Origin of the sequence: Flavobacterium sp. (genome assembly GCF_017744675.1) — a bacterium.
GTDB lineage: Bacteria > Bacteroidota > Bacteroidia > Flavobacteriales > Flavobacteriaceae > Flavobacterium.
The window spans coordinates 1-13,532 of record NZ_JAGIAV010000007.1; the positions used below are offsets into that span (position 1 = coordinate 1).

Here is a 13,532-nt window from a genome sequence, read left to right on the forward strand (position 1 = left end):
GGGCACGGATTGCAAATCCGCGCTATCGGTGATTTCCACATTGTACAGAAATAAAATTTTCTCCTTTTTCCTAAATTTATATCCAAATTAATCCCATTTTAGCGTTATCAATAAACTGACTTCTATAAAACCTCATTTTAAATGAATAAAAATATATCCGCACTTTATACTATAGCTCGAAAACAAACCCGAAAAATACTTGGTTTAATGTCTGGAACTTCTCTCGACGGACTTGATATTGCTTTGTGCGCTGTTTCTGGTTCTGGCGAAAACACAGAAGTAAAAATCTTAGAATTTGAAACAATTTCTTATTCTGAAGACATTAAAAACGAAATCAGAAAAGTATTTGCTCAGAAAACAATCGATTTTCAGCATTTCGCTTTATTAAATGAGTGGATTGGAATATTGCACAGCGAGATGATTAACGATTGTCTGAAAAAATGGAATATTTCGTCAAGCGAAGTAGATTTAATTGCTTCGCACGGACAAACGGTTTTGCACGCTCCGAAGTTTTTGCATCAGCAGGAAAAATTTCCAAATGCGACTTTACAAATTGGCGACGGCGATCATATTGCAGTAAAAACGGGAATTATCACACTTTCAGATTTCAGACAAAAACATGTTGCGGCAGGTGGTGAAGGCGCGCCTTTGGCGGTTTACGGCGATTATTTATTATTTGGAAAAAAAGGCGAAAACAGAATCATGCTCAACATGGGCGGAATCGGAAATTATACCTATCTCCCAGCCTCGCTAAACGCCGAGGAAGTTTTTGTAACCGATACTGGAACTGCAAATACGTTAATCGACATTTTTACTAAACATTATTTCCCTGAAAAAAGTTACGATAAAGATGCTGAAATCGCGCAGCAAGGAACTGTAAATCAAGAACTTTTAGACGAAATTAAAAAAGATGATTTCTTCCAGAAAAGTTTCCCAAAATCGATTGGTCAGGAGCTTTTTAATTTCGATTTTGTGCAGTCGGCTTTGGTAAAATGTAATTTAGAAAACATTTCGGCATCAGATTTGCTGGCGACTTTAACACGTTTAAGTGCAGAAACAATTGCAGAAGCAATTTATTTCACCATAAAAAACACTCCAATTCCTGCAGAAGAGTTTCATATTTATATGTCTGGAGGCGGAACCAATAATCCGTTACTGGTAAAATGGTTAAAGGAATTATTGCCTTGCCAATTTCATACCAGCGACGATTTGGGCATTTTAAGCGATGCAAAAGAAGCCGTTTTATTTGCGCTTTTAGCAAATGAAACCGTTTCTGGAGGCGATTACAATTTTGGAAACAGTAAAGGAATTCCATCGGTAACAATGGGAAAGATTTCGTTTCCGGATTAAATTATAGCCACGAATTCACGAATTTATTTATAATCGATGCGGAAAATTACGTAATGAATTACGCAAATTTTACTTATTTGGAATATTATCAATCATTTAAAAATAATTCGTGAATTCGTGGCGGAAAAAGCACACAATCCTAAAAAAACAATTCGTGGCGGAAAAACACGCAATCATTAAAAAAAATAATTCGTGAATTCGTGGCGGAAAAAAACTATTTTTGGTTCTTGTTAAAATAAACATTTGAAATGCATAAAAATCAGCACTTAATATTCTTTCTTTTATTTTCATTTTTCACTACTTTGATTTCTAATGCACAGGAAAACAATATGCATCCTAAAAACGAATTCAGAGGTGTCTGGATTGCAACGGTTGTAAATATTGACTGGCCGAAAACAAGTACGGATAATGTAGAAAAAGAAAAAGCTGATTACCTCGAAATTTTAGAAGCTTATAAAAAACTGAATTACAATGCCGTAATTGTTCAAATTAGAAGTGTTGGAGATGCTATTTATCCTTCAGAATTTGCACCTTGGTCTCGATTTTTGACAGGAAAAGAAGGTTTGGCTCCAAATCCGTATTACGATACTTTGGCTTGGATGATTGAACAGGCGCACAACAGAGGTTTTGAATTTCATGCATGGCTGAATCCGTATCGTGCAACTTTCGATTTGAATAAAAACCTTTTAAGTCCAAATCACGATCTTTTTAAACATCCAGAGTGGATGATAGAATACGGCGGAAAATACTATTACGATCCTGCATTGCCAGAAGTTCAGGCGCATTTAACCAAAGTAGTAAAAGAAGTGGTTGACAAATACGATATTGATGCGATTCATTTTGACGATTATTTTTATCCGTATGCTGTTCCAGGAAAAGTGTTTAACGACAATGCTTCTTACCAAAAATATGGCGCAGGTTTAAGCCGTGCAGATTGGCGCCGTGCAAATGTGAGCAACTTTGTTCATGCGATTTCAAATACCATTAAAGAAAGTAAACCTTGGGTCCAATTCGGAATTAGTCCGTTTGGGGTTTGGCGAAATAAATCTCAAGATCCAAAAGGTTCTGAAACGCAATCGACTTCAAACTACGACGATTTGTATGCAGATCCTGTTTTATGGATGGATCAAAAATGGATTGATTATATTTTACCTCAATTGTACTGGAGCATGAATAATCCTAGAGCTTCGTATTCTAAACTGGTAAAATGGTGGTCTGAAAATTCTAATAATACCGCAATTTATATTGGTCATGCTACTTACAAAATTAGAGCCGACGGTGATAAAAACTGGAATTACATGACCGAAATTCCAGCACAAATTGATTTCTTAAGAACATTCAAAAATGTTTCTGGAAGTGCTTATTTCAGCTCAAAATGGTTTATGGGCAAAAACTTCGATGTGGTTCGCCATTTAGAGGAAAATCAATATAAATATCCTGCGCTTCCTGCAGCAGTTCCAAATTTAAAACATGTCATTATTGATACGCCAAAAGTATTGGAATACAACAAAGACAGCATTAAATATGACTTTACATTCAAAAGTCCGCTGAATACAAAAGTTCGCTATATGGTGGTTTATGGAGGCGAACATGTTTCAAAAATTGATATTAACGATGCTACAAAAATCGTTGAAAAAGTGACTGTAAAAGAAGTTGACGGAAAAATCAATTTTGCAATAGCAGCCGGAAAACTCAATCTCTACAAAGCCTGCGCGGTAACTTTTATTGATTATTATGCCAACGAAAGTACGCCAACTGCTATAGACTTAAAAAAACCATTTAAAAACTATACACCAAATCAACCTAATGAAAACAGATAATAAACCTTGGTTCTGGATTCCACTTCTAAACTTTGCATCTGGATTGCCTTATGCCATAATTATTTCGGTTTCTGTAATTATGTACAAGAATCTCGGAATTTCAAATGAAGATATTGGAGTTTATACCAGTTTATTGTATCTGCCTTGGGTTGTCAAACCGCTTTGGAGTCCGCTTATTGAATTGGTTGGAACCAAAAGAAAATGGTTTTTATTGATGCAGTTAATAATTTCGATTTCCTTTTTGCTGGTCGGATTTGTAATTCCAACAAACGGATTTTTCATTATGTCTTTAGCCATATTTTGGGTCGCCGCTTTTGCTTCAGCCTCTAATGATATTGCTACTGACGGCTTTTATTTATTGGTTTTACCAGAAGACAAACAATCTTTCTTTATCGGAATCAGAAGTACTTTCTACAGACTTTCTATGCTCGCAGGAAACGGCTTGGTGGTACTTTTTGCTGGATATTTAGAACATAAATTTGGCGACAATACAAAAGCTTGGTCTTACACTATGATTTGTGTTGGTTTATTAATGACATTTATTACCGTTTACAATTTCATTTTTACTCCAAAAAATGAAATCAATGTTGTAGAGAGCAATAAAGAAACATCGCATCAAAACTTTGGAACGATATTTATTAGTTTCTTCAAGAAAAAACAAATCGGATTAATTCTAGCCTTTGTTTTAGTTTTCAGATTAGGAGAATCACAATTGCTTAAAATGTTAAGTCCGTTTTTACTAGATTCTAAAGAACTTGGAGGAATGGGATTAGACACCGAAGCCGTTGGAATTATTTACGGAACATTTGGAGTTGCCGCATTGACTCTGGGCGGAATCCTAGGCGGAATTGCCATTTCCAAACATGGCCTTACTAAATGGATGTTTCCTATGTTTTTAGCGATGCATTTACCAATTATTGGTTTTATTCTATTAGCATTTTTTCACCCAACATCAATTTATTACATTTATATCGTCGTTATTTTAGAACAATTTGGTTATGGTTTTGGTTTTACGGCATTTATGATGTATTTAATTCATGTTGCCGAAGGAGAATCAAAAACTGCACATTATGCATTAGCAACAGGATTTATGGCAATGGGAATGATGCTGCCAGGAATGTTAAGTGGCTACATTCAAAAATATTTAGGCTATGGAAACTTCTTTATTTGGGTTTTAATAGCTACAATTCCAGGTCTTATTTTATCACGTTTTTTAATATTCCCAAAAGATTTTGGGAAGAAATCAGAAGAAGTTTAATCCCAAATCAAACTTTAACCTATGGAAATCAATGAAAATTTGCAGAACGAACGAAATCTGAAAGGAACTGAGTTCGAAAAAAATGGAAATCTTGAAAAAGCGATTGAGTTGTATGAAGAGAATGTTGCAGAAGGCTTTAAAGGAAATCATCCTTACGATCGACTAGCAACGATCTACAAAAACGAAAACGATCTGGACAATGAAATCCGCGTTTTAGAAAAAGCAATTGTGGTTTATGAAATAATCACCATTGAAGACCGATTAGAAGGATTGCCAAAGCTTTTCCGTTTCAAGAATCGTTTAGAAAAAGCAATTGAAACCAAAAAACAATTGGCTAAACAAAAGAAGGCAAAGTTGAAGTAAAATATTCTTTTAAACACATAGAAACATAGATTTGATTTTGTTTAAAAAGAGTAAATAAAAGAGAAACTCGTTTCTCAACACATAGTTTAACGTTAGCAGCTTTGTCAAAGTTTAAAACTTTGACAAAGCTTTTACACAAAGAGGCTAAAGAAACAAAGCAATAAATCATGAATATAATAAAACGTACTAATTCAGACGATATTGATTTTATAAATCTGGTTGTTTTATTAGATCAGGATTTAGCGATTAGAGATGGAGAGGATCATGCGTTTTACAATCAGTTTAACAAGACCGATAAAATAAAACACACGATCGTTTATTACGAAAACGGAATTCCTGTTGGCTGTGGCGCTTTTCGCGAAAAAGAACCAGGCACAACAGAAATAAAACGTATGTATGTTCATCCTGATTACAGAAAAAAAGGCATTGCATCATCAGTTTTGGAAGCTTTAGAAATCTGGGCAAAAGAAGTCGGTTATACGTATACTATTTTAGAAACTGGAAAAAATCAGCCTGAAGCCATCAACTTATATCAAAAATTAAATTACACCATAATTCCCAATTATCCGCCTTATGAAAAGATGGATAATAGTGTTTGCATGAAAAAGACTTTATAATAATGAAAATCACAGCCGAAGCATTACGACAAAAAATAGGACAATTTTTCTTTCCAGCAGTATTCATCAATGATACCGAAGAAAATATTCAGGAAACAGAGCGTTTAATCAAAGAACATAATATTGGAGGATTGACTTTTTTCCATAGTCGTGCGAGCGCTGCAACGAATTACGAAAGCAAGAAAAAAGTTGTTTTCAATGATGATAGCTATGAAAAAATCAAAGCATTAATTGCTCGCTATCAGAAAGCCGCTTCTACTCCACTTTTAATCAGCATTGATGCCGAATGGGGCTTGGCAATGCGTATCGAAAAAACACCGCAATATCCGTATGCTATTACGCTTGGCGCTTTACCAGAAAACAAATCCAATTTAGTTTACGAAGTTGGGAAACAAATTGGTTTAGATTTAAAAGCAGCTGGAATTCAGTATAATTTATCGCCTTTGGCAGACATCAATAACAACCCAAATAATCCTGTTATTGGATATCGTTCTTTTGGCGAAAACAAACAAAAAGTAGCCGATTTTTCTATCGAATATTTAAAAGGAATGTCTGAAGTAGGTGTTTTAGGCTGTCTAAAACATTTTCCTGGACACGGAAATACGAATGTAGATTCGCACTTGGGATTACCCGTTTTAAAAGAAACTTTAGAAGAATTATTAGAAAACGAATTATATCCTTTCATTAAAGGAATCGAAAACAATGTCGATTCGATTATGATTGGACATTTGGCAGTTCCGAGTCTAAATGACGGAAAAGATACTTCTGCAACATTATCAAAAGCAATTATTCAGGATCTTTTGCGAGATAAATTAGGTTATGATGGTTTAGTGATTTCTGATGCTTTAAACATGCATAGCGTTTCCAAATTGTACGAAACAAAAGGTCAATTAGAATGGGAAGCTTTCAATGCTGGAAACGATGTTTTATGTTTTGCGGAAAATGTTGCGGAAGGAATTGAAGCAATTTATAAAAACGCTTCGCCAGATCGTATTTTTGAAAGCTATAACAGAATCATGAAAGCCAAAGAAAAAGCAGGAATCCTTTCTGGAAACACAGCTGTTTCTGGCGAATTAAATTTCGAAAAAACATCTCAACTAAATCTTGAAATTGCTCAAAATGCCATTACCGAAATTGTAAATAACGGAATTTCAGAATTGGCTCTTGATGCTCATAAAAACAATAAATTAGCCAAACTAAGTTTATATAAAAGTTCCGAAAATACATTCTTCAACACTTTAAATGCAAAATTGCCTTCGCCAGAATTTGCTTTTGAAAGTTTAGAAACTTCGGATATTTCGGCAATCAAAAATGAATTAGAAAAATTTGAAACTATCATCATTTCATTATTTGTTCCGAAAGCAAAACCGCTGAATAATTTCGAAGTAAACGACGAAGTTTTTGAGCTACTTTCAGATCTTCTTCAAACCAAAAAATGCATTGTTTACGTTTTCGGAAATCCGTACGTTTTACCTCTTATTCCAAATCTTAAAAAGGCTTCAGGATTAATTCAGGCTTATCAAGATTTTGAAGAATTTCAAAAAACAGCAGGAATTCAATTTTTCGAAAAAAATAGTTTCAAAGGTGTTTTGCCAGTAAATATTGATATTCAATAAATTACAACTTGAAATAATCAAAATTTATCAACTTATAAATTTTTATAATCACATCTTATTGTAACTACCTGTACTTATGCCCTATTTTTGCACCAAATAAATTTTTAACGTAAAACGAATATTATGTCTTTAGTAGGAAAAAAATTCCCAAGTATTGCAGTAGATGCTATCTCAGAAATGGGTGACAATTTAAAAATCAACATTTTTGAAGAAGCAGTAAACAACAATAAAAAAGTACTTTTATTTTGGTACCCAAAAGATTTTACTTTTGTATGTCCAACTGAATTACACGCCTTTCAAGCTGCATTACCAGAATTCGAAAAAAGAAATACTATCGTAATTGGTGCTTCTTGCGACACAAACGAAGTTCACTTTGCCTGGTTAAATACTCCAAAAAACAATGGTGGAATCGAAGGTGTTACTTACCCAATCTTAGCTGATACAAACCGTAACTTAGCTAACATTTTAGGTATTTTAGATATCGAATCTACAAGCTACAGCGAAGATACAGATTCAGTTATCATCGAAGGTTCAAACGTAACTTACAGAGCTACTTACCTAATCGACGAAACTGGAAAAATTTTCCACGAAAGCGTAAACGATATGCCATTAGGACGTAACGTAAACGAATACTTAAGAATGGTTGACGCTTACACGCACATCCAAACTAAAGGTGAAGTTTGTCCTGCAAACTGGGAAGCTGGTAAAGAAGCAATGTCTGCTGACAGAGTTAGTACTGCTGAATACTTAAGCGCTAATTAAGCTTCTAAGATACTAAGATTCTAAGCTGCAAAGTTTTTTAACTTAACTTTTGAATCTTAAACACTATTCTACAATAAAAGTCAAGAGATTCTAAGATTAACTTAGATCTTAGAATCTCAACGACTTAAAAAAATCCATCTAAAAATCCACACAAAGTTATTCGGTTCGAGAGCAAACTTCGCCTCTTAGAGCCTTAGCAACTTAGTGTCTAAAAAATAAAAAAATTATGTTAATCGACTTAAACGAAGATACGTTAGCAGATTTAGTTGCTAAAAACGAAAAAGTAGTAGTACAATATTCAGCTTCATGGTGTGGAAATTGCCGTATTATGAAACCAAAATTCAAAAAATTAGCAACAGAGAATGAAGCTATCACTTTTGTTTTGGTTGATGCAGAAAATTCTCCAGAATCAAGAAAATTAGCTAATGTAAGCAACTTGCCTACTTTTGCTACTTTCGTGAACGGACAATTAGTTGGCGAAACGCAAACCAACAAACAAGAAGTTTTAATTGATCTTGTAAACGCAATTGCATAAATTTAGATCCTTTAGACGAACTTAGATTTTTAGACTTTTTAGATGTCTAAAATTTAACAAAGTCTAAGAAGTCTAATAATGTCTAAAATCTAAGAAAGTCTAAATTATGAAATTACCAGTAATTAAACATTTAACGCAATTCATCGAAGAAAACGATCAAGATTATATCATTGAAACGATCGAAGTTCTAGAAGCGATGACCGAAATCCCTTCTCTTAAAGACGAAGAATTGGACGTAATCGGCGAATTGATTTCAAATATGTACGGTGCCCTTGAAGTACAAAAATTAGTTGCTCAAGGAACAGATAAAAAAGAAGCTTTAAATACGTTCATGAAACGTGTTTTAGGTTCTATCGATAAATAAATCGATCCCCTCCCAAGAACAAATAAAAAAAACAAAGCTGAGAAAGCGTTTCGTATTGCGAGGCGCTTTTTTTAGTATTTAGTGGTCAGCTTTTTAGTGTTCAGTCGCAGTTTTCCGCACAATCTTGTCATCCTGACGGAGGAAGGATCACACCAGAAACTCCATAATCTAAGTCGCCAATCATTCTCGACATACAAGTGCGATCCTTCCTTCGTCAGGATGACAATAATACGAATTACATTTAAATAAATCTAAAATCTACATTCTAAAATCTAAAATAATCAGGGCGAGCCACCATCCCGATAAGAGGGCAAACTTTCTTTGCGCATATCCGCCCTCTTATCGGGATGCTGTCGGGCTATCCGCGCTACTTCGGTAGCCAGCTTCTATCCCTCTCGCGGGCAGGCGTTTTTAAAAGATGTTTTAGGTTTTCAGTCAAAGTAATTATTTTCACACGCTTATTCCGCGTAATCTTGTCATTCCGAGGAACGAGGAATCTTCGTTAGTAACTCGACAAAGATTGTCGGCTTAGATTACGGAGCTACTTGCGAAGATTCCTCGTTCCTCGGAATGACAAAATTGAGAGTAAAAGTACTGCAACAATATTCCACCAAAATAAAAGTTATAAAGAGAAATTATTTGTTGGAATAAACCGCAAATTCATGAATTTGAGGCTATCCAAAAACCATCCTTAATCTCTCCTTAAACCCGTAACAAATACTTTTAGATTCAAATATTAATCCTTACTTTTGAACCTCATTAATTTTAAACAAAAATCATGGCATCTATCACATTAGGAGGAAATCCAGTTCATACATCAGGCGAATTGCCAGCAGTTGGATCGCAATTAGCTGACTTCAAATTAGTTCAAAACGATTTATCAGTTGCTTCTTTGAGTACTTTCGCTGGCAAAAAATTAGTTTTAAATATCTTCCCAAGTGTTGATACGGGAACTTGCGCTACATCTGTTAGAAAATTCAACGAAAGTGCAAGCGGATTAGAAAACACAACTGTTTTATGTATTTCTAGAGATTTACCTTTTGCTCAAAAACGTTTTTGCGGTGCTGAAGGTTTAGAAAATGTAGTAAACTTATCAGATTTTCAAACTGGTGCCTTTGGTAAAGCAAACGGATTAGAAATCATTGACGGACCTCTAGCAGGTTTACACTCAAGAGCAATCATTGTTGCTGATGCAGATGGAAAAATCCTTCACACAGAACAAGTTGCTGAAATTGCAAATGAACCAAATTACGAAGCAGCTTTAGCAGCACTATAATATTTTCCCTTAAATGGAGTTTCAAAAAGACAATACATTTGTTACAGGCCGTTTAAAAAGCATGACTTATGCTTTTAACGGCGCTGTAAAATTAATTAAGACCGAACATAGTATAATGGTTCAATTTTCATTAGGAATCATAATGACTATTTTAGGTTTTTATTTTCATATTTCACAAACCGAATGGCTTTGCCAAACTCTGGCAATTGGTGTAGTTTTAGCTGTAGAAGGCTTAAATACAGCAGTCGAAAAAATTGCTGATTTCATACATCCCGATTATAGCAAACGAATCGGTTTTATTAAAGATATTGCTGCAGGGGCGGTATTTTTTGCTGCAATGACTGCAATAGCAATAGGCTTGATTATTTATATTCCAAAATTTATTTAGGCAAAGGAAAACGCAAGAATGGCAAAAAATAAAAAAGAAACTGTAGATAAAAAAAACGACAAGCAAGAAGGAAATAAAAGATCATTTAAGATGTCCAAACAGCAAAAATTTGTTCTAGGATGTCTTTTGGTTCTGTTTTCTATTGCGCTTTTGGTCGCATTTATTTCTTTTTATGTTAACGGACAATGGCAGAATGACCAAAGTATTGTAAACCAACTTGGTGATCGTACTGAAGTAGCCGAGAACTGGCTCGGAAAATTCGGAGCTTATCTTGCCGATTTGATTATTTATAGAGGTTTCGGACTTGCTTCTTTCATTTTCGTTCGTTTATTTTTCCTTACCGGAATGTTTTTAGCATTGGAACTTTCGACCCAAAAACTAAAAAACACTTGGTTCTGGGATCTTTTTGCCATCATTATCGTTTCAGTATTATTTGGTTTTTTCGCCACTTCTGCACCAGAATTAGGAGGAACAATTGGTTATGAACTAAATTTATTTCTTCAAGATTATATCGGAAAAACAGGTACTTTGCTTACACTGCTTTTTGGTTTAATCGTTTACTTGATTTTCAAAATCAAATTATCGCCAGAAAAAATTCAGTCATATTTTGATTCTACTAAAAAAGAATTGAAATCAGAATTAGATACTTTAAAACCAGCAGTTCAGCAGCCTGAAAGCGCTTATAATCTGGAAGAATTTTCTATTAAAGAAGAGGAAGAAGAAAACGATCCTGAGTTGGATAATATTCATCTTAAAACTGTCGATTCTCAGTTCGAGATCAACAAAGAAGCTTTAAAACCAACTATTTCTCATCCGTCAGAAATTGAGTTAAACCCGATTTTAAAACCCATTCAGCCGCCGCCAACACAAATTACGGCCACACCAGACGAGGCTTTTGTAATAGAAAAAGCAGAGGAAGAAGATATTATTGAAGAAAACTTGGCTTCTCGCCTAGTTGCCGATTTCGGATTATTTGATCCAACTTTGGATTTATCCAATTATAAATTCCCAACCATCGATTTATTAAAAGAATATTCGACTGGAGGAATTACAATTAATCAGGAAGAACTAGAAGAAAACAAAAACAGGATTGTAGACACACTTCGCAACTACAAAATTGAAATTGCACAAATCAAAGCAACTGTTGGTCCATCGGTTACTTTATATGAAATTGTGCCAGAAGCAGGAATCAGGATTTCTAAAATTAAGAGTTTAGAAGATGATATCGCTTTATCATTATCAGCACTAGGAATTCGTATTATTGCGCCAATTCCTGGAAAAGGTACTATCGGTATTGAGGTTCCGAACAAAAACCCAACTATGGTTTCTATGAAAAGCGTTATTGGAGCTGCAAAATTCCAAGAAGCCGAAATGGAGTTGCCAATTGCATTAGGAAAAACCATTTCTAATGAGACTTTTGTTGTCGATTTAGCCAAAATGCCTCACTTATTAATGGCGGGAGCAACGGGACAAGGTAAATCTGTTGGATTAAATGCGGTTTTAACTTCGCTTTTATACAAAAAACATCCAGCAGAAGTAAAATTTGTTTTGGTTGACCCGAAAAAAGTAGAGCTTACGCTTTTCAATAAAATCGAAAGACATTATTTAGCTAAACTTCCTGACACGGAAGATGCTATTATTACCGATAATGCAAAAGTTGTTAATACTTTAAATTCGCTTTGCGTGGAAATGGACAATCGTTATTCTTTATTAAAAGATGCGATGGTTCGTAATATTAAAGAATACAACGAAAAATTCAAGTCTAGAAAATTAAATCCAGAAGCTGGCCACCGATTTTTACCTTACATTGTTTTGGTTGTCGATGAGTTTGCCGATTTGATTATGACGGCTGGAAAAGAAGTTGAAGTCCCGATTGCGCGTTTGGCTCAATTAGCCCGTGCTATTGGTATTCACTTGATTATTGCTACACAAAGACCTTCTGTAAACGTTATTACAGGTTTAATTAAAGCCAATTTCCCTGCTAGAATTGCGTTTAGAGTAACTTCTAAAATCGACTCTAGAACAATTTTGGATACTCAAGGCGCGGATCAGCTTATTGGACGAGGAGATTTATTATACACCAACGGAAACGACGTAATTCGTGTGCAGTGCGCTTTCATAGACACGCCAGAGGTTGAAAAAATCACCGATTTTATCGGCGGACAAAAAGCGTATGCCACAGCTTATTTGCTTCCAGAGTTTGTTGGCGAAGAAAGTGGCATTAATCTTGATATAGATATTTCCGAAAGAGATACTTTATTTAGAGAAGCGGCAGAGATAATTGTCAATGCACAGCAGGGTTCTGCTTCTTTATTGCAGCGAAAATTAAAATTAGGATACAATAGAGCCGGTCGTTTGATCGATCAGCTGGAAGCAGCAGGAATTGTTGGTCCGTTTGAAGGCAGTAAAGCACGCAGTGTAAACATCTTAGATTTAAATGCTCTTGATCAATTTTTTAATAATGAACAAAATTAATCCAATCATGAAAGCAAAAATTCAAGAAATCAACAACAATTCTATCACAAACATGACTAAAAAGTGTTTTCAAATGGCAGTTATATTGCTTTTGAGCTTCACTTCTATTCAGGCTCAAGATAAAAAAGCGAAAGATTTATTGAACGAAGTAACTTCTAAAATAAAAAGCTACGACAATATTGTTATCGATTTTAAATATTCTTTGAATAACGCCAAAGAAAACATTAATCAAGACAGTAAAGGAAATGTAACGATGAAAGGAAACCAATATGTTTTGAATTTCATGGGTGTTACCAAAATCTTTGACGGTCAGAAAACGTACACTATTGTTCCTGAAGACGAAGAAGTTACCATTTCTAAAGTAAATGAGAAAGATGATAACGCGATCACTCCTTCAAAAATGCTTACTTTCTTCAATTCTGGATACAAATACACAATGGATATTGTTCAGAATGTAAAAGGAAGAAAAATTCAATACATCAAATTAGTTCCAACAAGCGGAAAAGACCAAAGAAAAGAAATTTTGTTAGGTGTTGACGTTCAGACAAAACACATTTATAATTTGATTGAAACTGGAAAAAACGGAACAAAAACAACTTTAACCGTTAATTCTTTTAAAACCAATCAGCCATTATCAAAAAATCAATTTACCTTTGTAGCGAGTAAATACCCGAAATACTACATTAATAAATTAGATTAATCACAAGG

General features: G+C 34.5%; 13 protein-coding genes. All 13 read left to right on the forward strand.

Features of this window, described 5'->3' with window-relative positions:
* Positions 1-141 precede the first annotated feature (141 nt).
* Positions 142-1,350 (forward strand): anhydro-N-acetylmuramic acid kinase, encoded by a 1,209-nt coding sequence (locus J7574_RS20465; protein ID WP_290973141.1) that lies wholly within the window; start codon positions 142-144, stop codon positions 1,348-1,350.
* Positions 1,351-1,598: 248 nt separating this feature from the next.
* Positions 1,599-3,170 carry a family 10 glycosylhydrolase gene (locus J7574_RS20470; protein WP_290973144.1) on the forward strand — a complete coding sequence of 524 codons (1,572 nt, stop codon included), beginning with the start codon at positions 1,599-1,601 and terminating at the stop codon, positions 3,168-3,170.
* On the forward strand, positions 3,157-4,428 hold the full coding sequence (locus tag J7574_RS20475; RefSeq protein ID WP_290973147.1) for an MFS transporter: 1,272 nt from the start codon (positions 3,157-3,159) through the stop codon (positions 4,426-4,428). Before J7574_RS20470 ends, J7574_RS20475 begins: the two co-directional genes overlap by 14 nt.
* Before the next feature lie 21 nt (positions 4,429-4,449).
* A complete protein-coding gene (locus J7574_RS20480; protein ID WP_198856764.1) occupies positions 4,450-4,791 on the forward strand; it encodes a hypothetical protein in 342 nt (113 codons plus the stop codon).
* A 167-nt stretch (positions 4,792-4,958) separates the two neighbouring features.
* A complete protein-coding gene (locus J7574_RS20485; protein ID WP_290973151.1) occupies positions 4,959-5,408 on the forward strand; it encodes a GNAT family N-acetyltransferase in 450 nt (149 codons plus the stop codon).
* Positions 5,409-5,410: 2 nt separating this feature from the next.
* The gene (locus J7574_RS20490) at positions 5,411-7,024 is read left to right on the forward strand and encodes a glycoside hydrolase family 3 N-terminal domain-containing protein (RefSeq protein ID WP_290973154.1); all 1,614 of its coding nucleotides are present in this window, start codon (positions 5,411-5,413) and stop codon (positions 7,022-7,024) included.
* Positions 7,025-7,147: 123 nt separating this feature from the next.
* Positions 7,148-7,786 carry a peroxiredoxin gene (locus J7574_RS20495; RefSeq protein ID WP_053471125.1) on the forward strand — a complete coding sequence of 213 codons (639 nt, stop codon included), beginning with the start codon at positions 7,148-7,150 and terminating at the stop codon, positions 7,784-7,786.
* A 226-nt stretch (positions 7,787-8,012) separates the two neighbouring features.
* The gene (locus tag J7574_RS20500) at positions 8,013-8,321 is read left to right on the forward strand and encodes a co-chaperone YbbN (protein WP_007805605.1); all 309 of its coding nucleotides are present in this window, start codon (positions 8,013-8,015) and stop codon (positions 8,319-8,321) included.
* A gap of 106 nt (positions 8,322-8,427) precedes the next feature.
* Positions 8,428-8,685, forward strand: coding sequence for a hypothetical protein (locus J7574_RS20505; protein WP_008462029.1), 258 nt, complete (start codon positions 8,428-8,430; stop codon positions 8,683-8,685).
* A gap of 778 nt (positions 8,686-9,463) precedes the next feature.
* Complete coding sequence (tpx, locus tag J7574_RS20510) at positions 9,464-9,961, forward strand: thiol peroxidase (RefSeq protein ID WP_290973217.1); 498 nt, start codon at positions 9,464-9,466, stop codon at positions 9,959-9,961.
* 13 nt (positions 9,962-9,974) lie between these two features.
* On the forward strand, positions 9,975-10,349 hold the full coding sequence (locus J7574_RS20515) for a diacylglycerol kinase (RefSeq protein WP_290973220.1): 375 nt from the start codon (positions 9,975-9,977) through the stop codon (positions 10,347-10,349).
* An 18-nt stretch (positions 10,350-10,367) separates the two neighbouring features.
* Positions 10,368-12,824 carry a DNA translocase FtsK gene (locus tag J7574_RS20520; protein WP_290973223.1) on the forward strand — a complete coding sequence of 819 codons (2,457 nt, stop codon included), beginning with the start codon at positions 10,368-10,370 and terminating at the stop codon, positions 12,822-12,824.
* A 7-nt stretch (positions 12,825-12,831) separates the two neighbouring features.
* Positions 12,832-13,524, forward strand: a complete 693-nt coding sequence (locus J7574_RS20525) for an outer membrane lipoprotein carrier protein LolA (protein WP_290973226.1) — start codon at positions 12,832-12,834, stop codon at positions 13,522-13,524.
* Positions 13,525-13,532: the final 8 nt, after the last annotated feature.

Bases quoted from the DNA above. Each gene is read 5' to 3' on its own strand.
- J7574_RS20465 (WP_290973141.1), top strand. From the start codon at position 142: ATGAATAAAAATATATCCGCACTTTATACTATAGCTCGAAAACAAACC.
- J7574_RS20470 (WP_290973144.1), top strand. From the start codon at position 1,599: ATGCATAAAAATCAGCACTTAATATTCTTTCTTTTATTTTCATTTTTC.
- J7574_RS20475 (WP_290973147.1), top strand. From the start codon at position 3,157: ATGAAAACAGATAATAAACCTTGGTTCTGGATTCCACTTCTAAACTTT.
- J7574_RS20480 (WP_198856764.1), top strand. From the start codon at position 4,450: ATGGAAATCAATGAAAATTTGCAGAACGAACGAAATCTGAAAGGAACT.
- J7574_RS20485 (WP_290973151.1), top strand. From the start codon at position 4,959: ATGAATATAATAAAACGTACTAATTCAGACGATATTGATTTTATAAAT.
- J7574_RS20490 (WP_290973154.1), top strand. From the start codon at position 5,411: ATGAAAATCACAGCCGAAGCATTACGACAAAAAATAGGACAATTTTTC.
- J7574_RS20495 (WP_053471125.1), top strand. From the start codon at position 7,148: ATGTCTTTAGTAGGAAAAAAATTCCCAAGTATTGCAGTAGATGCTATC.
- J7574_RS20500 (WP_007805605.1), top strand. From the start codon at position 8,013: ATGTTAATCGACTTAAACGAAGATACGTTAGCAGATTTAGTTGCTAAA.
- J7574_RS20505 (WP_008462029.1), top strand. From the start codon at position 8,428: ATGAAATTACCAGTAATTAAACATTTAACGCAATTCATCGAAGAAAAC.
- tpx (WP_290973217.1), top strand. From the start codon at position 9,464: ATGGCATCTATCACATTAGGAGGAAATCCAGTTCATACATCAGGCGAA.
- J7574_RS20515 (WP_290973220.1), top strand. From the start codon at position 9,975: ATGGAGTTTCAAAAAGACAATACATTTGTTACAGGCCGTTTAAAAAGC.
- J7574_RS20520 (WP_290973223.1), top strand. From the start codon at position 10,368: ATGGCAAAAAATAAAAAAGAAACTGTAGATAAAAAAAACGACAAGCAA.
- J7574_RS20525 (WP_290973226.1), top strand. From the start codon at position 12,832: ATGAAAGCAAAAATTCAAGAAATCAACAACAATTCTATCACAAACATG.